This window comes from Pseudomonas sp. MIS38, assembly GCF_019891575.1.
GTDB lineage: Bacteria > Pseudomonadota > Gammaproteobacteria > Pseudomonadales > Pseudomonadaceae > Aquipseudomonas > Aquipseudomonas putida_A.
Genome location: NZ_JAFLXF010000001.1, coordinates 770,415 through 787,288, shown reverse-complemented (window position 1 = coordinate 787,288; position 16,874 = coordinate 770,415). Strand labels below are relative to the sequence as shown.

Annotated in this window: 20 protein-coding genes; 12 read left to right on the top strand and 8 right to left on the bottom strand. The window is 60.1% G+C overall.

The window, feature by feature from the left end; translation table 11 throughout:
• Window positions 1-94: 94 nt before the first annotated feature.
• Entirely contained in the window at window positions 95-1,012 is a 918-nt protein-coding gene (locus tag J1G18_RS03545; RefSeq protein ID WP_202369334.1) for a LysR family transcriptional regulator, read from the top strand.
• On the opposite strand, the gene J1G18_RS03540 is transcribed toward J1G18_RS03545, so the two are convergent.
• Window positions 985-1,311, bottom strand: coding sequence for a YqjD family protein (locus J1G18_RS03540; protein ID WP_003220391.1), 327 nt, complete (start codon window positions 1,309-1,311; stop codon window positions 985-987). The genes J1G18_RS03545 and J1G18_RS03540 overlap by 28 nt on opposite strands.
• Before the next feature lie 170 nt (window positions 1,312-1,481).
• Between J1G18_RS03540 and J1G18_RS03535 the strand changes: the two genes are divergently transcribed.
• Complete coding sequence (locus J1G18_RS03535; RefSeq protein WP_027610201.1) at window positions 1,482-1,697, top strand: dodecin; 216 nt, start codon at window positions 1,482-1,484, stop codon at window positions 1,695-1,697.
• A gap of 124 nt (window positions 1,698-1,821) precedes the next feature.
• On the top strand, window positions 1,822-2,043 hold the full coding sequence (locus J1G18_RS03530; RefSeq protein ID WP_139054997.1) for a DUF1161 domain-containing protein: 222 nt from the start codon (window positions 1,822-1,824) through the stop codon (window positions 2,041-2,043).
• 171 nt (window positions 2,044-2,214) lie between these two features.
• Here J1G18_RS03530 and J1G18_RS03525 read toward each other — a convergent pair whose 3' ends face one another.
• Window positions 2,215-3,216: an LLM class flavin-dependent oxidoreductase gene (locus J1G18_RS03525; protein ID WP_047297487.1), complete on the bottom strand. Its 1,002-nt coding sequence runs from the start codon at window positions 3,214-3,216 to the stop codon at window positions 2,215-2,217.
• Between the two features lie 241 nt (window positions 3,217-3,457).
• On the opposite strand from J1G18_RS03525, the gene J1G18_RS03520 reads away from it, so the two are divergent.
• Together J1G18_RS03520 and J1G18_RS03515 are read left to right on the top strand one after the other, a co-directional pair.
• Entirely contained in the window at window positions 3,458-3,889 is a 432-nt protein-coding gene (locus tag J1G18_RS03520) for an OsmC family protein (RefSeq protein WP_007962818.1), read from the top strand.
• 247 nt (window positions 3,890-4,136) lie between these two features.
• A complete protein-coding gene (locus tag J1G18_RS03515) occupies window positions 4,137-4,376 on the top strand; it encodes a DUF1161 domain-containing protein (RefSeq protein WP_027610205.1) in 240 nt (79 codons plus the stop codon).
• An 8-nt stretch (window positions 4,377-4,384) separates the two neighbouring features.
• Here the strand turns inward: J1G18_RS03515 and J1G18_RS03510 are convergent, their stop codons facing one another.
• Both J1G18_RS03510 and J1G18_RS03505 read right to left on the bottom strand, forming a co-directional pair.
• On the bottom strand, window positions 4,385-4,804 hold the full coding sequence (locus J1G18_RS03510; protein WP_027610206.1) for a hypothetical protein: 420 nt from the start codon (window positions 4,802-4,804) through the stop codon (window positions 4,385-4,387).
• Window positions 4,805-4,844: 40 nt separating this feature from the next.
• Complete coding sequence (locus tag J1G18_RS03505) at window positions 4,845-5,267, bottom strand: hypothetical protein (protein WP_134785104.1); 423 nt, start codon at window positions 5,265-5,267, stop codon at window positions 4,845-4,847.
• Between the two features lie 58 nt (window positions 5,268-5,325).
• Between J1G18_RS03505 and J1G18_RS03500 the strand changes: the two genes are divergently transcribed.
• Entirely contained in the window at window positions 5,326-6,402 is a 1,077-nt protein-coding gene (locus J1G18_RS03500) for an aminopeptidase (RefSeq protein ID WP_223007097.1), read from the top strand.
• A gap of 100 nt (window positions 6,403-6,502) precedes the next feature.
• Here J1G18_RS03500 and J1G18_RS03495 read toward each other — a convergent pair whose 3' ends face one another.
• Together J1G18_RS03495 and J1G18_RS03490 are read right to left on the bottom strand one after the other, a co-directional pair.
• The gene (locus tag J1G18_RS03495) at window positions 6,503-7,153 is read right to left on the bottom strand and encodes an HAD family hydrolase (RefSeq protein ID WP_223007096.1); all 651 of its coding nucleotides are present in this window, start codon (window positions 7,151-7,153) and stop codon (window positions 6,503-6,505) included.
• Between the two features lie 28 nt (window positions 7,154-7,181).
• Window positions 7,182-7,727, bottom strand: coding sequence for a gamma carbonic anhydrase family protein (locus J1G18_RS03490; protein ID WP_003220373.1), 546 nt, complete (start codon window positions 7,725-7,727; stop codon window positions 7,182-7,184).
• A gap of 62 nt (window positions 7,728-7,789) precedes the next feature.
• Here J1G18_RS03490 and prlC point away from each other — a divergent pair, with 62 nt between their 5' ends.
• Window positions 7,790-9,868, top strand: coding sequence for an oligopeptidase A (prlC, locus tag J1G18_RS03485; RefSeq protein WP_223007095.1), 2,079 nt, complete (start codon window positions 7,790-7,792; stop codon window positions 9,866-9,868).
• The gene (locus tag J1G18_RS03480) at window positions 9,865-10,149 is read left to right on the top strand and encodes a YheV family putative zinc ribbon protein (RefSeq protein WP_007962808.1); all 285 of its coding nucleotides are present in this window, start codon (window positions 9,865-9,867) and stop codon (window positions 10,147-10,149) included. The genes prlC and J1G18_RS03480 overlap by 4 nt, the downstream gene beginning before the upstream one ends.
• A 45-nt stretch (window positions 10,150-10,194) precedes the next feature.
• Here J1G18_RS03480 and J1G18_RS03475 read toward each other — a convergent pair whose 3' ends face one another.
• Entirely contained in the window at window positions 10,195-10,839 is a 645-nt protein-coding gene (locus tag J1G18_RS03475; RefSeq protein ID WP_027610212.1) for a dual specificity protein phosphatase family protein, read from the bottom strand.
• A gap of 310 nt (window positions 10,840-11,149) precedes the next feature.
• Here J1G18_RS03475 and J1G18_RS03470 point away from each other — a divergent pair, with 310 nt between their 5' ends.
• The 4 genes from J1G18_RS03470 (at window position 11,150) to J1G18_RS03455 (ending at window position 16,130) form a co-directional block, all read left to right on the top strand.
• A complete protein-coding gene (locus J1G18_RS03470) occupies window positions 11,150-11,896 on the top strand; it encodes a gluconate 2-dehydrogenase subunit 3 family protein (RefSeq protein ID WP_027610213.1) in 747 nt (248 codons plus the stop codon).
• 2 nt (window positions 11,897-11,898) lie between these two features.
• Window positions 11,899-13,683: a GMC family oxidoreductase gene (locus J1G18_RS03465; protein WP_047597066.1), complete on the top strand. Its 1,785-nt coding sequence runs from the start codon at window positions 11,899-11,901 to the stop codon at window positions 13,681-13,683.
• A gap of 12 nt (window positions 13,684-13,695) precedes the next feature.
• On the top strand, window positions 13,696-14,997 hold the full coding sequence (locus tag J1G18_RS03460) for a c-type cytochrome (protein WP_135294671.1): 1,302 nt from the start codon (window positions 13,696-13,698) through the stop codon (window positions 14,995-14,997).
• 74 nt (window positions 14,998-15,071) lie between these two features.
• The gene (locus J1G18_RS03455; RefSeq protein ID WP_134785099.1) at window positions 15,072-16,130 is read left to right on the top strand and encodes a PA0069 family radical SAM protein; all 1,059 of its coding nucleotides are present in this window, start codon (window positions 15,072-15,074) and stop codon (window positions 16,128-16,130) included.
• An 85-nt stretch (window positions 16,131-16,215) separates the two neighbouring features.
• Here the strand turns inward: J1G18_RS03455 and J1G18_RS03450 are convergent, their stop codons facing one another.
• Entirely contained in the window at window positions 16,216-16,797 is a 582-nt protein-coding gene (locus tag J1G18_RS03450) for a hypothetical protein (protein ID WP_223007094.1), read from the bottom strand.
• Window positions 16,798-16,874 lie beyond the last annotated feature (77 nt).

Genomic DNA, 16,874 nt, shown 5'->3' with positions numbered 1-16,874 from the left:
GGGTAAGAAGACAATGGCGTCCACTCTACCCCTGACCTTCCAGGCTGAAAACCGATAAGATCGCCACAACCTGTCAGGAAAACTCACAGATACCATGAGCCACGACCTTCCCCCGCTGAACGCCTTGCGCGCGTTCGAAGCCACCGCCCGGCTGAACAGCGTCAGCCAGGCGGCCGAACAGCTGCACGTCACTCATGGTGCAGTCAGCCGTCAGCTCAAAGTGCTCGAAGAGCATCTGGGCGTGAGCCTGTTCGTCAAGGATGGTCGCGGCTTGAAACTCACAGATTCCGGTGTTCGTTTGCGAGATGCCAGCGGTGAGGCCTTCGATCGCTTGCGCAGTGTGTGTGCCGAGCTGACGCAAAGCACCGCTGACGCGCCATTCGTGCTCGGCTGCTCCGGCAGTCTGTTGGCGCGCTGGTTCATCCCACGCCTCGGGCGGCTCAACGCAGACTTGCCGGATTTGCGACTGCATCTGTCCGCCGGTGAAGGTGATCTCGACCCCAGGCGCCCCGGACTCGATGCCTTGCTGTTGTTCGCCGAGCCGCCATGGCCGGCAGACATGCAGGTCTACGAACTGGCCGCAGAACGCATCGGCCCGGTGATGAGCCCGCTGTTCAGTGGCTACCAACGCCTGCAAGCGGCGCCGGCGTCAGCCTTGCTCAGCGAGCCGCTGCTGCACACCACATCGCGCCCGCAAGCCTGGCCGAGTTGGGCACAGCAAAATCAACTCGACGCCAAGGCGTTGAAGTTGGGGCAAGGTTTTGAGCATTTGTATTATCTGCTGGAAGCCGCAGTGGCCGGACTTGGCGTTGCAATCGCGCCGGAGCCGCTGGTGGCCGAGGACTTGAAGGCCGGTCGCCTGGTTGCACCGTGGGGTTTTTGCGAAACCCCGGCGCAACTGGCGTTGTGGTTACCCAAGCGCGCCGCAGACGGGCGCGCTCGGCAACTGGCGCAATGGCTCAAGAATGAGCTGCGCCAGACGGATCACTCGCCGCGCTTGAACAGCAAATAAGCGGCGAGCAGACCGATTGCACCCACCGCCACACCGGCGGTGGTCCAAGGGTGTTCCTGAGCGTAATCGCGGGTGGCGATGCCGGTCTCGCGGGTTTTCACTTTAACTTCTTCATAGGCATCGCTGAGCAGGCTGCGCGAATGTTTCAGCGCGCTTTCAGCGTTGCTCTTGAGCGCCTTGAGGGTCTTGCGCGACTCGTCGGACGCGTCGTCCTTCAGGCTTTCCAACGATTTGAGCAGACTCTCGATCTCGGCTTCCATGCTTTGCAACGAGGCTTTACGTAAAGAGGTGTTGGCCATGGTGGCTCTCCTGCATTGGTGATGAGTGGCGTGTGTTGGTTGGGACTTCAGCGGTTTGAGAAAGTGCAGAAAATCTGAACTTCGCTTGCATTGAGCCGCCGAAATCAACAGTGCAGATTGACTGCTAGTCTCAATTCCACACGTCAATTCCAAACGCTAAGGAGATCGCCATGAGTGACCATCATACGTACAAGAAAGTCGAGCTGGTCGGCTCGTCCACCAGCAGCATCGAAGACGCCATCAACAACGCGTTGGCCGAAGCCAACAAGAGCATCAAACATCTGGAATGGTTTGAAGTGGTCGAGACCCGAGGCCACATCAAGGACGGCAAGGCTGCGCATTTCCAGGTCACACTCAAAGTCGGCTTCCGGATTGCCAGCAGCTGAGTTTGGGCTACGCTTCTGAACTTGCGCGCTGGCCGAGTGCCATAGGAATGGCAAAGCGCTACAAGGTGAGTGCATCGGCATAGCCGGTGCCCGCCTCTTTTAATCCGACCAGGGAGTGCGACCGATGAAGAAGTTCATATTGGCAGTAGGTTTGTTGAGCCTTGCGGGTGGCGCGTTGGCTGCTGGCAAGCCTTGTGAAGAGTTGAAAAGCGAGATCGCGGCGAAGCTGGATGCCAAGGGCGTTGCAGGGTATTCGCTGGAGGTTGTCGACAAGGGAGCCAATGGCGGAAAAGTTGTGGGCACCTGTGAAGGCGGCACCAAGGAAATCGTCTACAAACGCGGGTGATCGCGATTGAAATGCAAAAGCCGACGCGAAGGCGTCGGCTTTTTTGTGGGCCACTGGTTCCCAATGTGGGAGCGGGCTTGCTCGCGAAAGCGTTATGTCAGCCGACATCCAGGGTGTCTGACACTCCGTCTTCGCGAGCAAGCCCGCTCCCACAGAAGCCGTATTCCAGAGTCAGCCCTTCATGACTTGGGCCAGCAACTCATAGGAATGCAGGCGATCGGCATGCTCATACAGATCGCAGGTGAAAATCAGCTCATCGGCCTGGGTCTGCTCGACCAGCACCTCCAGCTTCGCGCGGATCTTCTGCGGGCTGCCGACCATCGCCAGGCCGAGGAAATCTCCCACCGCCTCGCGCTCATGGGGCAGCCACAGGCCGTCCATGGTTTTCACCGGCGGACGCTGCACCAGACTCTGTCCACGCATCAGCGCGAGAATTCGCTGGTACACCGAGGTCGCCAGGTAGTCGGCCTGCTCATCGGTATCGGCCGCCACCAGCGGCACACCGAGCATCACGTACGGCTTGTCGAGCACTGCCGACGGCTTGAAGTGGTTGCGGTAGACGCGAATCGCCTCATGCATGAAGCGCGGGGCGAAGTGCGAGGCGAAGGCGTAGGGCAACCCGCGCTCACCGGCCAGCTGCGCGCTGAACAGGCTGGAACCGAGTAACCAGATCGGCACGTTGGTGCCGGTGCCGGGCATGGCGATCACCCGTTGGTCCGGGGTGCGCGGGCCGAGGAAACGCGCCAGCTCGGCAACGTCTTCCGGGAAATCATCGGCACTGCCGGAGCGTTCGCGGCGCAGAGCGCGGGCGGTCATCTGGTCGGAGCCGGGCGCGCGGCCCAGACCCAGATCGATGCGTCCCGGATACAGGCTTTCGAGAGTGCCGAACTGCTCGGCGATCACCAGCGGCGCGTGGTTCGGCAGCATCACCCCGCCGGAGCCGACACGAATCGTCGAGGTACCGCCGGCCAGGTATCCCAGCAACACCGAGGTGGCAGAACTGGCGATACCGTCCATGTTGTGGTGCTCGGCCACCCAGAAGCGGGTGTAGCCGAATTTCTCGACGTGCTGCGCCAGGTCCAGCGAGTTGCGCAGCGATTGCGCCGGGCTACCGTTCTCGCGCACCGGCACCAGATCGAGGGTGGAAAACTTTACGTCGGACAGTTGCTTCATAAACCTGCGTCTCCGAATGAGGAGGCAGGTTTTTTTTGCGAACGAAAACCTGCCCAATCCATAAGCGTGTTTTATGCAATGAGGGCATATACCCGAGTTTCAATAGCCGCGATGAAATTTCCTACTAAAAAAGTCAACGATTCAGCCGGGCTGAACTTTGTCCCGACGTCTATCCTCAGAAGCCTTGCAAGTAAAAACCACGACGGCGCGGCGTTCCGCGCCAGATCTTGAGGAGGCAGACATGGCTATCGTGAAGAAAGCATCCGCACATTGGGCAGGCGATCTGAAAACCGGCATCGGCTCGATCTCTACCGAGACTGGCGTCCTCAGAGAAGCGCCGTACGGCTTCAAGGCCCGCTTCGAAGGCGGCAAGGGCACCAACCCGGAAGAACTGATCGGCGCCGCGCATGCCGGCTGTTTTTCCATGGCGTTCTCGATGATTCTCGGTGATGCGGGCCTGAAGGCCGAGAGCATCGACACCCAGGCTGAAGTCACCTTGGATCAGGTCGAGGGTGGCTTTGCCATCACCGCGATCAAGTTGATCCTCAAGGCGAAAATCCCGGGTGCTACTCAGGCGCAGTTTGAAGAGCTGAGCAACAAGGCCAAGGAAGGATGCCCGGTGTCCAAGGTACTGAATGCGAAGATTACCCTTGAGGCTTCGCTGGTCAGCTGATCAGGCATTAACTGCACTGGCGCCATCGCGAGCAGGCTCACTCCTACATTCGATCTCCAGCGGACACATCAAGTGTGAACAATCGGGATCCCCTGTAGGAGTGAGCCTGCTCGCGATGGCAATCCAACAATCACCACAATTCCTGAAGATGTGAGCGAAGTCAGAACCTGCCCCGCAAAAATATGGTCGAATAAGTGACAGCAGCTTCAGCACACGCCCGTGCGCGCTGCATCAGGGAGCTTCATCTATGAAACGTATTGGCTTGGCGATTCTTTGCAGTGCACTGGCCACAACGGTTCTCGCCGCACCGAAAGACTGCGAAGAATTGAAGAAAGAGATCGAAGTAAAGATCCAGGCGAATGCAGTGCCGTCCTACACACTGGAAATTGTCAGCAAGGAAGAGGCCGACAAGCACGACGTGGCGATGGTTGTCGGCACCTGCGAAAACGGCACAAAAGCGATCGTCTACCAGAAGAACGACATCTGACAGTCCGCTCAAGGCACGCAGTTGATCTGGCGCTCTTCGGCAACTATCTGCCCTTGGCGATTGATCAACCGAGCACTCGGCGTGAACGCCAGCGACCGGGCTTCAAGTCGGTAACGTTGCCCGGCTTCGAAATGATCGTAGCGCACGGTCATGTAACACAGGCGTTCCTGCGGGTCGGTGTCCAAGCCCTGGCTGCCACCGAAGATCTCGAAATCGAAGCGCACCGTCAGCTCATGACTGCCCGGCGCGACCTGGAAAAAGCGCCCGTCCCGCAGGCGCACGTTGTCCAGCCGTTCAGCCATCAGCACCTTACCGCCGGGTGTCGGCATCGAAAAGTCGACCCAGGCCTTGCCCGGATCGGCTGCCGGCATCGGGCTCTGGCAGCCAGCAAGCAGACTTGCAGCGAGCAACAACGTCAACCTGTGCATGATCAATGTCCCGTGATTTGGACATCCAGCATAATCCCGATCAGGTTTTCTGGCAGCCTGCGGGTGTGCCCTGCCCTACGACTTTGCGCTGTTCATCATAAAGCCTGGCCCATGGCCGAAAACCGATGCTGCCGGCTTGCAACTGATAGCGCTGACCGGCGTTGAAGTCCTTGAATGTCACCTTCAACTGACAATCGCGCCACAGCGGTTCGGCGTCGGGGCCGATGTTGGTGGCTTCGACCGGAAACTGATAACGCACCTTCAACTCATGGCTGCCGGGCTGCACTTCGAAATAACGTTTGTCGACAGTTGCCTTGTCATCGACTTTCAGCGCTTGCAACGCCGTGTCCTGTTGCCGGGCATCGAGATCAATCCAGGCTTGTGAGGGGTCAGGATCGGGCATTCCGAATCCGGCACAACCGGCCAGCGTCAGCAGGCCTCCTGTCAGCAACAACATGCGCATAGCGAAGCTCCAAATGGCGGGATAGTCTTGCGGGCAGACTATCCAAAGGATTTTTATTTTGAGCAGGCCGCTTCCAAGCCATGGGTTACTTGATCGCGTTTTTCGGATTTTGTTTCCGGGGGTGATGTTTTTGTTGCTCAACGGTTGTTCCAGCGTCAGCTATTACAGCCAGTTGGCCAGCGGTCAGTTGCAGTTGTTGCGAGCGCGTGAGCCGGTGGCCAAGGTGATTGCCGACCCAAGCCGCGATGCAACCCTGCGCACGCACCTGACCCAGTCGCAAAAGGCCCGGGACTTCGCCAGCGAACAGCTGCACCTGCCGGACAACCAGAGCTATCGGCTGTACGCCGACATCGGCCGGCCGTATGTGGTGTGGAACGTGTTCGCCACCCCGGAGTTTTCCCTGACCCCGCAGAACCATTGCTTCCCGATCGCCGGTTGCGTGGCCTATCGCGGCTACTACAGCCAGAGCGCTGCCCGGGGCGAAGCGGCGATTCAGCGCCTGCAAGGCATGGACGTGTCGATTGGCGGCGTCGAGGCCTATTCGACCCTCGGCTGGTTCAATGACCCGATCCTCAATTCGATGATGGGCTGGGGTGACGAACGCCTGGCCACGCTGATCTTTCATGAACTGGCGCATCAGCGTTTCTATGTGAAAGACGACACCGAGTTCAATGAGTCGTTTGCCACGTTTGTCGAGCAGGAAGGCACCCGCCAGTGGCGGGCGTTTCGTGGCCTGCCGCCGGACACCGATGCCAGGCTCAAGCAGCGCGATCAGTTCATCGAACTGGTGCTGGAAACGCGCTCGCGCCTGGAAAAGCTCTACGCTCAGCCGCTGCCAGCCGAGCAGATGCGCGAACGCAAAGCGGCGACGTTCGAGCAGTTTCGCCGCGAATATCGATTGATGCGCGACCGCCGGTGGGCCGGGGACAAGCGTTACGACGCGTGGGTGAATATGCCGTTGAACAATGCGCGATTGTTGCCGTTCGGGCTGTATGACCAGTGGGTGCCGGCGTTTGCAGCGTTGTTCAGGCAGGTTGGGGGGGATTGGGTGCGGTTTTATGTTGAGGTTGAGAAGCTGGGAGATTTGCCGGTTATCGAGCGTAAGGCAGCACTCAAAGCATTGGCAGAAGCCTGATTTTTCGCGGTCTGTACTGGCCTCTTCGCGAGCAAGCCCGCTCCCACAGGTGACATGCATGCCTCCTGTGGGAGCGGGCTTGCTCGCGAAGACTGACTGATCAGCGCCGCAAAAACGCCTGATGCAACTCAGCCAAAGTCTCAAAGTGATAAGCCGGCGCTTCGGCACTCAACTCTTCAAAACTGCCAAACCCATAGCCCACTGCCGCCGCGTCCACGCCGTTGCTGCGCGCGCCGATCAGATCATGCTTGCGGTCGCCGATCATCAGCGTATTGGCCGGATCCAGCCCTTCTTCGGCGATCAGGTGCGCAATCAGCTCGACCTTGTTGGTACGCGTGCCATCCAGCTCACTGCCGTAGATCACCTTGAAGTGTTTAGCGAAGTCGAAATGCCGGGCGATTTCCCGGGCAAATTCCCAAGGTTTAGAGGTCGCGATGTACAGCTGCCGCCCCTGGCCGCTCAGGGTCTCGAGCAACGGTGTGACGCCATCGAACACACGGTTTTCGTACAGGCCGGTGACCTTGAAGCGCTCGCGATAGAAATTTACCGCCTCCCAGGCCTTGGCCTCGTCGAAGCCATAAAACTGCATGAACGCCTGCAACAGCGGCGGGCCGATGAAGTGTTCGAGTCTGCTCAGGTCCGGCTCGTCGATGCCGAGTTTGCTCAAAGCGAACTGGATGGAACGGGTGATGCCCTCACGCGGGTCGGTCAGGGTGCCATCGAGGTCGAACAGTACGGTCTGGTAGTGCATGAGAAATCCTGAGCAGGTGTAGGTCGATTCAGAGCTGGTCGTAGCCTTCGGCCAGATGCAGATCCTTGAGCTTCACGTAGTTCGCCGCGCTGTAGGTGAAGAAGGCTTGTTCCTTGTCAGTCAGCGGGCGGATCTGCTTCACCGGGCTGCCCACGTAGAGGAAACCGCTTTCCAGGCGCTTGCCCGGCGGCACCAGGCTGCCGGCGCCGATGATCACATCGTCCTCGACCACCGCGCCGTCCATGACGATGCTGCCCATACCGATCAGCACACGGCTGCCAACGCTGCAGCCATGCAGCATGACCTTGTGGGCGATGGTCACGTCATCGCCGATCAGCAGCGGGAAACCATCCGGGTTGAACGGGCCGGCGTGGGTGATGTGCAGCACGCAGCCGTCCTGCACGCTGGTGCGCGCGCCGATACGGATGCGGTGCATGTCGCCACGGATCACGGTCAGCGGCCACACGGAGCTGTCTTCGCCGATTTCGACGTCGCCGATCACCACCGCGGAGGCGTCGACAAACGCGCCCTTGCCGAGTTGCGGGGTGTGATTCTGGTACTTGCGAACGGGCACGATAAGTTCTCTCTCTGTCGCCGATAGCTGCGGTGAGTGCCGATTGTAATTAAGATGGGCGCATGTTTCTTCCAGCCAAGGTGCCAACCGTGAGCGTGAACAACCCTCTTCTGCAGTCCTACGACCTGCCGCCGTTCTCCACGATCCGTGCCGAACACGTGCTGCCAGCCATCGAAACGATCCTGGCCGACAACCGCGCCGCCATCGCCGAAATCCTCAAGACCCAAGGCCAGAATCCGACGTGGGCCGGCCTGGTGCTGGCGATGGACGAACTCAACGATCGCCTCGGCGCTGCCTGGAGTCCGGTCAGCCACCTCAATGCCGTGTGCAACAGCGCCGAACTGCGCGAAGCCTACGAGTCGTGCCTGCCGGCCCTGAGCGCCTACTCCACCGAGATGGGCCAGAACCGCGAGCTGTTCCAGGCCTATGAAGCGCTGGCCAACAGCCCGGAAGCCGCCGGTTTCGACGTGGCGCAAAAAACCATTCTGGAACACGCCCTGCGCGATTTCCGTCTGTCGGGTATCGACCTGCCGGAAGCCGAACAGAAGCGCTACGCCGAAGTGCAGAGCAAACTGTCCGAGCTGGGCAGCCGTTTTTCTAACCAGTTGCTCGACGCCACGCAAGCCTGGACCAAGCACATCACCGACGAAGCCGCCCTCGCCGGCCTGACCGATTCGGCCAAGGCGCAAATGGCTGCCGCCGCGCAGGCCAAAGGTCTCGATGGCTGGCTGATCACCCTGGAATTCCCGAGCTACTACGCGGTGATGACCTACGCCCAGGACCGCGCGCTGCGTGAAGAAGTCTACGCGGCCTACTGCACCCGTGCGTCGGACCAAGGCCCGAACGCCGGGCAGAACGACAACGGCCCGGTCATGGAAGAGATCCTCGACCTGCGTCAGGAACTGGCAAAACTCCTGGGCTTCGCCAGTTTCTCCGAGCTGAGCCTGGCCACGAAAATGGCCGAGTCCAGCGATCAGGTGCTGAGCTTCCTGCGCGACCTGGCCAAACGCAGCAAGCCGTTCGCTGCGCAGGATCTGCAGCAGCTGCGCGCCTACTCCGCCGAACAGGGCTGCGCCGATCTGCAAAGCTGGGACAGCGGTTTCTACGGGGAAAAACTCCGCGAGCAACGCTACAGCGTCGCTCAGGAAACCCTGCGTGCGTACTTCCCGATCGATAAAGTCCTCGGCGGTCTGTTCGCTATCGTCCAGCGTCTGTACGGCATCGAAATCGCCGAACTGAAAGGCTTCGACACCTGGCACCCGGACGTGCGCCTGTTCGAAATCAAGGAAAACGGCCAGCACGTCGGCCGCTTCTTCTTCGATCTCTACGCCCGCGCCAACAAGCGTGGCGGTGCGTGGATGGACGGCGCCCGCGACCGCCGCCGTACCGCTGACGGCGTGCTGCAAAGCCCGGTGGCCAACCTGGTGTGCAACTTCACCCCGGCAGACAGCGGCAAGCCTGCGCTGCTGACCCACGATGAAGTGACCACCCTGTTCCACGAATTCGGTCACGGCCTGCATCACCTGCTGACCCGCGTTGATCACGCAGGTGTCTCGGGGATCAACGGCGTGGCGTGGGATGCGGTCGAGCTGCCAAGCCAGTTCATGGAAAACTGGTGCTGGGAGCCGGAAGGCCTGGCGCTGATCTCCGGTCATTACGAAACCGGCGAGCCGCTGCCACAGGACCTGCTGGAGAAAATGCTCGCGGCGAAAAACTTCCAGTCCGGGCTGATGATGGTGCGGCAGTTGGAGTTCTCGCTGTTCGACTTCGAACTGCACGCCACTCACGGTGACGGCCGCAGCGTGGCGCAAGTGCTGGAAGGCGTGCGCGACGAGGTGTCGGTGATGCGTCCACCGGCGTACAACCGCTTCCCCAACAGCTTCGCGCACATCTTCGCCGGCGGTTACGCCGCGGGTTACTACAGCTACAAGTGGGCGGAAGTGCTGTCAGCCGATGCCTTCTCCAGGTTCGAAGAAGACGGCGTGCTCAACGCCGAGACCGGGCGCGCCTTCCGCGAAGCGATTCTCGCGCGTGGCGGCTCGCAGGCACCGATGGTGCTGTTCGTCGACTTCCGTGGCCGTGAGCCATCGATTGACGCACTCTTGCGCCATAGCGGCCTGAGTGAGGACGCAGCAGCATGAGTGAGGCACCTGTGATTACCAAGAAGCGCTTTATCGCCGGGGCTGTCTGCCCGGCGTGCAGCGAGCCGGACAAACTGATGATGTGGAACGAGGACAGCGTGCCGCACCGTGAGTGCGTGGCCTGCGGTTACTCGGATACGCTGAACGAGCAAGGGCTGTCGGTTCCCAAGGAACTGGGCACGCGGGTCAATACCAGCGCGCTCAAGCCGGCGCCGGACAAGACCGTCCAGGCCGTGCAGTTCTTTCCGAATCCGAAGCTGAAGAAAAAGTCCGAAGACTGAGCCGACGCATGACCCTCCACGGTGCAATGCCGTGGAGGGTGCGGCTTACTTGAGGTTGACCGACTGGAACCAGCTCTTCATCGAGCAGGTGGCAAAGGCACTGGTGCTGCAGTCGCCGTTGGCCAGCGCGGTGCGCAGTTTGTCGACATCGGCTTGCATCACATAACGCACGCCATCCTTGAAATGGCCGCTTTCACCAAAACCACCCTGCGTCATTTCATTCAGCGCGTCTTCCTTGCTCCAGCCCTGCACCACAATCCGGTACATCGCCGCCATCAGGCCGGTGCGGTCGGAGCCATGTTTGCAATGCATCAGCACCGGTCCATTGGCTTCGGCAGCCTGAATCGCGCGCAGCGTCTTGAGCACATCGGCGTCATCGACATGGTTGGTGCGATAAGGCAGTTGCACTTGATTGATGCCCGGCTCGGACAGCCAGCTGCTGTCAGCTTCCGGCAGGAAGTTGATCACCGTCGCCACTTTCAGGTTCTTCAGCAACGGCACTGCGCCGCCATCCGGCAAGGCGCTGCGGTAGAGGGTTGGCGACATCTGGAACAGGTTGTACTGCACTTCAACCGGTTGCGCCCATTCAGGGGGACGCGATGTTGCAGCGGCGTCAGCCTGGGCCGGCATCAAGTGCAACAAGGCAACAAGCGACAAACACAAAGCAGGGAAAAGGCGCACTCGAGACATGCTGGGCTGACCGTATCGGAATTCATCAATGAAAGGCCTCGCAGCTTCCACGTCTGACGGTCAAAGCCCTGTGAGGCACTTGTCAAAGAATCGTGAATCCGTGCGATTTCATTGAGCACTCAGGTAAAAAACCGCAGCTTTTTCCGCTGAATCGGTTCAACCCGATGCATAGCCTGCTACCATTTGTCACACGATGTTGCAGGCGTCCCCCTTTTCCCGGTCAACCACCGGGCCACGCCGCGACGAAAAAATGCTCACGCCGTTCGCAGAAACGGCGGACAACCATCAATGCCTGATGAGGTGCACCCCCATGTCTGACGCAGATCGAGACAACCCGCGGCGTGAGTTCTTGCGCAAATCCCTGACCCTGATTCCCGTGGTCACCCTCGCCGGTAGCGGTCTGGGCAGCAGCGTGTTGCAAGCGGCGCCTGAAGCGGCCCCGTCGACGCCCGCAGCCACACCGGCCAAAGCTGACGCCAGCGCTTATCAGCCGAGCTATTTCACCGCCGAGGAATGGGCCTTCATCAACGCCGCCGTGGCACACCTCATCCCCAATGACGAGCAAGGCCCGGGGGCTCTGGAAGCCGGCGTGCCGGAATACATCGACCGCCAGATGAACACCCCGTATGCCGCCGGTGCCCTGTGGTACATGCAAGGCCCGTTCAACGCCGACGCCGCGCCGGAGATGGGCTGGCAGAGCAAACTGGTGCCAAAAGAGATCTATCGCCTGGGCATCGCTGCCACGGATCAGTGGGCAAAATCCCTCAACGGTAAAACATTTGCTGAGCAAGACAGCGCTACCCGAGAAGATTTGCTCAAGCAGCTCGAAGCCGGCAAACCACAGTTCGATGCGGTTCCAGCGAAGATTTTCTTCAGCCTGCTGCTGCAAAACACCAAGGAAGGGTTCTTCTGCGACCCGATCCACGGCGGCAATAAAGGCATGGTCGGCTGGACCATGATCGGCTTCCCCGGCGCCCGCGCCGATTTCATGGATTGGGTGGAACGCAACGAGCAATACCCCTTCCCGGCAGTTTCGATTCGCGGCGAGAGGGCTTGAGCATGGCAACCGTAATGAAGAAGGTCGACGCAGTGATCGTCGGTTTCGGCTGGACTGGCGCGATCATGGCCAAGGAGCTGACCGAGGCCGGGCTCAACGTGCTGGCGCTGGAGCGCGGGCCGATGCAGGACACCTACCCCGACGGCAACTATCCACAGGTGATCGACGAACTCACCTACAGCGTGCGGAAAAAACTCTTTCAGGACATCTCGAAAGAAACCGTCACCATCCGCCACAGCGTCAACGACATCGCCCTGCCGAATCGCCAGTTGGGTGCGTTTCTGCCGGGCAATGGCGTCGGCGGCGCCGGTTTGCACTGGTCGGGCGTGCACTTTCGCGTCGATCCGATCGAGCTACGCATGCGCAGCCACTACGAAGAGCGTTACGGCAAAAGTTTCATCCCCAAGGACATGACCATCCAGGACTTCGGCGTCAGCTATGAAGAGCTGGAGCCGTTCTTCGATTTCGCCGAAAAGGTCTTCGGCACCTCCGGCCAGGCCTGGACCGTGAAGGGCCAACTGGTCGGTCAGGGCAAGGGCGGTAACCCTTACGCACCGGATCGCTCCAATCCGTTCCCGCTGGAAGCGCAGAAGAACACCGTTTCCGCACAACTGTTCGGCAAAGCGGCGACAGAGGTCGGTTACAAACCCTACAACCTGCCCTCCGCGAATACCTCAGGCCCGTACACCAATCCCTACGGCGCACAGATGGGCCCGTGCAACTTCTGCGGGTTCTGCAGCGGTTACGTTTGCTACATGTACTCCAAGGCCTCGCCGAACGTGAACATTCTGCCGGCGCTCAAGCCACTGCCGAATTTCGAGCTGCGGCCCAACTCGCATGTGCTGCGGGTCAACCTCGACAGCACCAAGTCCAAGGCCACCGGCGTGACGTACATCGACGGCCAGGGCCGCGAGATCGAGCAGCCGGCGGATCTGGTGATCCTCGGCGCCTTCCAGCTGCACAACGTGCGCCTGATGCTGCTCTCGGGCATCGGCAAACCGTACGACCCGATCAGCGGCGAAGGCGTGGTCGGGCGTAACTTCGCCTACCAGAACATGGCGACCATCAAGGCGTTCTTCGACAAGGACACCCACACCAACAACTTCATCGGTGCCGGCGGTAACGGTGTAGCGCTGGACGATTTCAACGCCGACAACTTCGACCACGGCCCGCATGGCTTCGTCGGTGGCTCGCCAATGTGGGTCAACCAGGCGGGCAGCCGCCCGATTGCCGGCACCTCGAACCCGCCCGGCACCCCGGCCTGGGGCAGCCAGTGGAAACGCGCGACCGCCGATTACTACACCCATCAGGTGTCGATGGACGCCCACGGCGCGCATCAGTCTTACCGTGGCAACTACCTCGATCTGGATCCGGTGTACCGCGATGCCTACGGCTTGCCGCTGCTGCGCATGACCTTCGACTGGCAGGAAAACGACATCAAAATGAACCGCTTCATGGTCGAGAAAATGGGCAAGGTCGCTCAAGCCATGGGCCCGAAAGCCATCGCGGTGATCGGCAAGCAGGTCGGTGATCATTTCAACACCGCGGCCTACCAGACCACCCACCTCAACGGTGGCGCAATCATGGGCACCGATCCGAAGAAGAGTGCCCTGAACCGTTATCTGCAGAGCTGGGACGTGCACAACGTATTCGTGCCAGGTGCGTCGGCGTTCCCGCAAGGCTTGGGTTACAACCCGACCGGGCTGGTGGCGGCGTTGACCTACTGGTCGGCCAAGGCGATTCGTGAGCAATACCTGAAAAACCCCGGCCCGCTGGTTCAGGCATAAGGAGCGATGACCATGAAAAATCTTGTTATCGCCATCTTGGCGCTGCTCGGCAGCACGGCTGTACACGCCGCCGACGATGATCAGGCGTTGATCAAACAAGGCGAATACCTCGCCCGCGCGGGTGACTGCGTGGCCTGCCACACCGCCAAGGGCGGCAAGCCGTTCGCCGGCGGCCTGCCGATGGAAACCCCGATCGGCACGATCTACTCGACCAACATCACCCCGGACAAAACCGGTGTCGGCGATTACAGCTTTGAGGACTTCGACAAAGCCGTGCGCCATGGCGTGGCGAAAAACGGCAGTACCTTGTACCCGGCGATGCCGTATCCGTCCTACGCCCGTGTCAGCGAAACCGACATGCAGGCGCTGTACGCCTACTTCATGCACGGCGTCGAACCGGTGGCGCAGGAGAACAAGGCCAGCGACATCCCATGGCCGCTGAGCATGCGCTGGCCGCTGATGGGCTGGCGCTGGCTGTTCGCGCCGAAGGTCGAGGACTACAAGGCAACCTCGGATGATCCGGTGATCGATCGCGGCGCCTACCTGGTCGAAGGCCTCGGCCATTGCGGCGCCTGCCATACGCCACGGGCGCTGACCATGCAGGAAAAATCCCTGAGCGCGGCGGACGGCAAGAACTTCCTCGCCGGCAGTGCGCCGCTGGAAGGCTGGATCGCGAAAAGTCTGCGCGGTGATCACAAGGATGGCCTGGGCAGCTGGAGCGAAGAGCAGCTGGTGCAATTCCTCAAGACCGGTCGCAGCGACCGCAGTGCAGTGTTCGGCGGCATGAGCGATGTGGTCACCCACAGCATGCAATACATGACCGACGCCGACCTGACCGCGATCGCCCGCTACCTCAAGTCGCTGCCGGCCAATGATCCTGCCGATCAGCCGCACCAGTACGATGAGAAAGCGGCCAAAGCCCTGTGGAACGGCGACGACAGCCAGCGTGGCGCAGCGGTGTACATCGATAACTGCGCGGCCTGCCACCGTACCGACGGCCATGGCTACACCCGTGTGTTCCCGGCGCTCGCGGGCAATCCGGTGCTGCAATCGGAAGACCCGACCTCGCTGATCCACATCGTGCTCAAGGGCGGTACCTTGCCGGCGACGCACACGGCACCCTCGACCTTCACCATGCCGGGTTTCGCCTGGCGGTTGTCGGATCAGGAAGTGGCGGATGTGGTGAGTTTCATCCGTGGCAGTTGGGGCAACAAAGGGGCGCCGGTGAAAGCCGCTGACGTCGCCGAGTTGCGTAAGGAGGATATGAAGCACACCTCCGGCGATGACCTCGGTCAGGTCACGCAACACAACTGACCAGTCGCCCGACGGCACTAGCCAGATGAGCAACGCCCCGATACTGTATATGCACACAGTATCGGGGCGTTTTCATGTCTACTCCATTGCCACCGCGCGGCCGCGGCACCGCGACCAACCCGCACAACCGCTTTGCGCCGAACCGTTCGGTGGCCGAGGACGACGGCTGGTATCAGGAAGTGCCCGAAACGCAGAACACCGAGGTGATGATCGAAACCGCGAAAACCATCATTACCCGCAACACCTCGCCGGACCTGCCCTTCGATCGCTCGATCAATCCCTATCGCGGCTGCGAGCACGGTTGCATCTATTGCTATGCGCGACCCAGCCACGCCTATTGGGACATGTCGCCGGGGCTGGATTTCGAAACTCGGCTGATCGCCAAGACCAACGCCGCCCAGGTGCTTGAGGAACAGTTGAGCAAACGCGGTTACCAATGCGCGCCGATCAATCTTGGCTCCAACACCGATCCGTATCAGCCCATCGAGCGCGAGCACAGGATCACCCGGCAGACCCTTGAAGTGCTTCTGCGCTACCGGCACCCGGTGACCATTGTCACCAAAGGTTCGCTGATTCTGCGCGACCTCGACCTGCTCACCGAGCTGGCGCAGCAACGGCTGGTGGCGGTGATGATCAGCCTGACCACGCTGGACGATGAACTCAAACGCATCCTCGAACCCCGTGCCGCTGCACCGAAAGCACGGCTGCGGGCGATCCGGGTGATGCGCGAAGCAGGCATTCCGGTGGGGGTGCTGTGTTCGCCGATGATTCCGATGATCAACGACAGCGAAATCGAAAGCCTGCTGACCGAGGCACATGCCGCCGGTGCACAAAGTGCCGCCTATATGATGCTGCGCCTGCCGCTGGAAGTGGCGCCGCTGTTCGAGGAATGGCTGCAGGCGCACTATCCGCAGCGTGCGGCCCATGTCCTGAGCCTGATCCGCCAGAGCCGAGGCGGCGAACTCTACGACAGCCGTTTCGGCGCGAGAATGCGCGGCGAGGGACCGTTCGCCGACCTGCTGGCGCAACGTTTCGCCAAAGCCATTAAACGTCTCGGTTTAAACCATCGTGAGGGCTATAACCTCGACTGCACGGCCTTCTGTCCGCCAGGGGCACAAATGGCTCTGCTGTAGGCAGATCGCAAACAATAAAAAATCGCCTGAGGGAGTCTGGCTCCATCAAGCGATTAATTAGATCTACCGGATTCGGAGAAGCTATTTACTTGAACCAGTTACCGATCCAGTCGACGATGCGTCGGGCGGTGTTCTTGATGTTTTCCCAAGCGTTTTTCACCCACTCGACAAACTGCTCAACAATATTGCTGACCCAGAAATAGATCTCGTTGTATAACTTGCTGAAAAACGCCATGATCTGGTCCGACACAGAAAGGATTGCCCCCTGAGTCGCCGGATACTTTTCACCAATACCAATAGCCTTATCGAACATATCATCGATCATTTTGTTGGAAGATTCTTTCTGCGCTGCACGCTTCTCCTCCATACGCTTCCTGAACTCCTCGCTGGCAGCGTCACCACCACCGCTTTCCTTGAACCGCTCGGTGTCCGCGGTGATCTGATTCTGAATTTCATTGGTGTTAACGGCACCGTTTCTTTGCGAATCTTCTTTCAAGCCTTCAACTGCCGCGGTTTCTTCCGGGGTCAGCGAAGTGAGCGCAGAAACGGTTGGATAAACCGGTTTGGCCAGAACTTGGCGGCGCGCCCCAGGCGTATGATCGCAACTTGCCTTATGAAATTCGCGCAGTGCATTCATGGTAGTAACAAAAGTAGTTTGAGTTGTCATCTTTTCAATCCTTGAATAATTAATTAGACGGACACACCAATTATGCCCGCCCAAAAAACTATAGGAATAAAACGATT

Excerpts from the sequence above, each read along its gene's own strand:
- J1G18_RS03460 (WP_135294671.1), top strand. The coding sequence starts at position 13,696 with ATGAAAAATCTTGTTATCGCCATCTTGGCGCTGCTCGGCAGCACGGCT.
- J1G18_RS03535 (WP_027610201.1), top strand. The coding sequence starts at position 1,482 with ATGAGTGACCATCATACGTACAAGAAAGTCGAGCTGGTCGGCTCGTCC.
- J1G18_RS03520 (WP_007962818.1), top strand. The coding sequence starts at position 3,458 with ATGGCTATCGTGAAGAAAGCATCCGCACATTGGGCAGGCGATCTGAAA.
- J1G18_RS03455 (WP_134785099.1), top strand. The coding sequence starts at position 15,072 with ATGTCTACTCCATTGCCACCGCGCGGCCGCGGCACCGCGACCAACCCG.
- J1G18_RS03495 (WP_223007096.1), bottom strand. The coding sequence starts at position 7,153 with ATGCACTACCAGACCGTACTGTTCGACCTCGATGGCACCCTGACCGAC.
- J1G18_RS03465 (WP_047597066.1), top strand. The coding sequence starts at position 11,899 with ATGGCAACCGTAATGAAGAAGGTCGACGCAGTGATCGTCGGTTTCGGC.
- J1G18_RS03510 (WP_027610206.1), bottom strand. The coding sequence starts at position 4,804 with ATGCACAGGTTGACGTTGTTGCTCGCTGCAAGTCTGCTTGCTGGCTGC.
- J1G18_RS03530 (WP_139054997.1), top strand. The coding sequence starts at position 1,822 with ATGAAGAAGTTCATATTGGCAGTAGGTTTGTTGAGCCTTGCGGGTGGC.
- J1G18_RS03515 (WP_027610205.1), top strand. The coding sequence starts at position 4,137 with ATGAAACGTATTGGCTTGGCGATTCTTTGCAGTGCACTGGCCACAACG.
- J1G18_RS03505 (WP_134785104.1), bottom strand. The coding sequence starts at position 5,267 with ATGCGCATGTTGTTGCTGACAGGAGGCCTGCTGACGCTGGCCGGTTGT.
- prlC (WP_223007095.1), top strand. The coding sequence starts at position 7,790 with ATGTTTCTTCCAGCCAAGGTGCCAACCGTGAGCGTGAACAACCCTCTT.
- J1G18_RS03470 (WP_027610213.1), top strand. The coding sequence starts at position 11,150 with ATGTCTGACGCAGATCGAGACAACCCGCGGCGTGAGTTCTTGCGCAAA.
- J1G18_RS03475 (WP_027610212.1), bottom strand. The coding sequence starts at position 10,839 with ATGTCTCGAGTGCGCCTTTTCCCTGCTTTGTGTTTGTCGCTTGTTGCC.
- J1G18_RS03540 (WP_003220391.1), bottom strand. The coding sequence starts at position 1,311 with ATGGCCAACACCTCTTTACGTAAAGCCTCGTTGCAAAGCATGGAAGCC.
- J1G18_RS03525 (WP_047297487.1), bottom strand. The coding sequence starts at position 3,216 with ATGAAGCAACTGTCCGACGTAAAGTTTTCCACCCTCGATCTGGTGCCG.
- J1G18_RS03480 (WP_007962808.1), top strand. The coding sequence starts at position 9,865 with ATGAGTGAGGCACCTGTGATTACCAAGAAGCGCTTTATCGCCGGGGCT.
- J1G18_RS03450 (WP_223007094.1), bottom strand. The coding sequence starts at position 16,797 with ATGACAACTCAAACTACTTTTGTTACTACCATGAATGCACTGCGCGAA.
- J1G18_RS03545 (WP_202369334.1), top strand. The coding sequence starts at position 95 with ATGAGCCACGACCTTCCCCCGCTGAACGCCTTGCGCGCGTTCGAAGCC.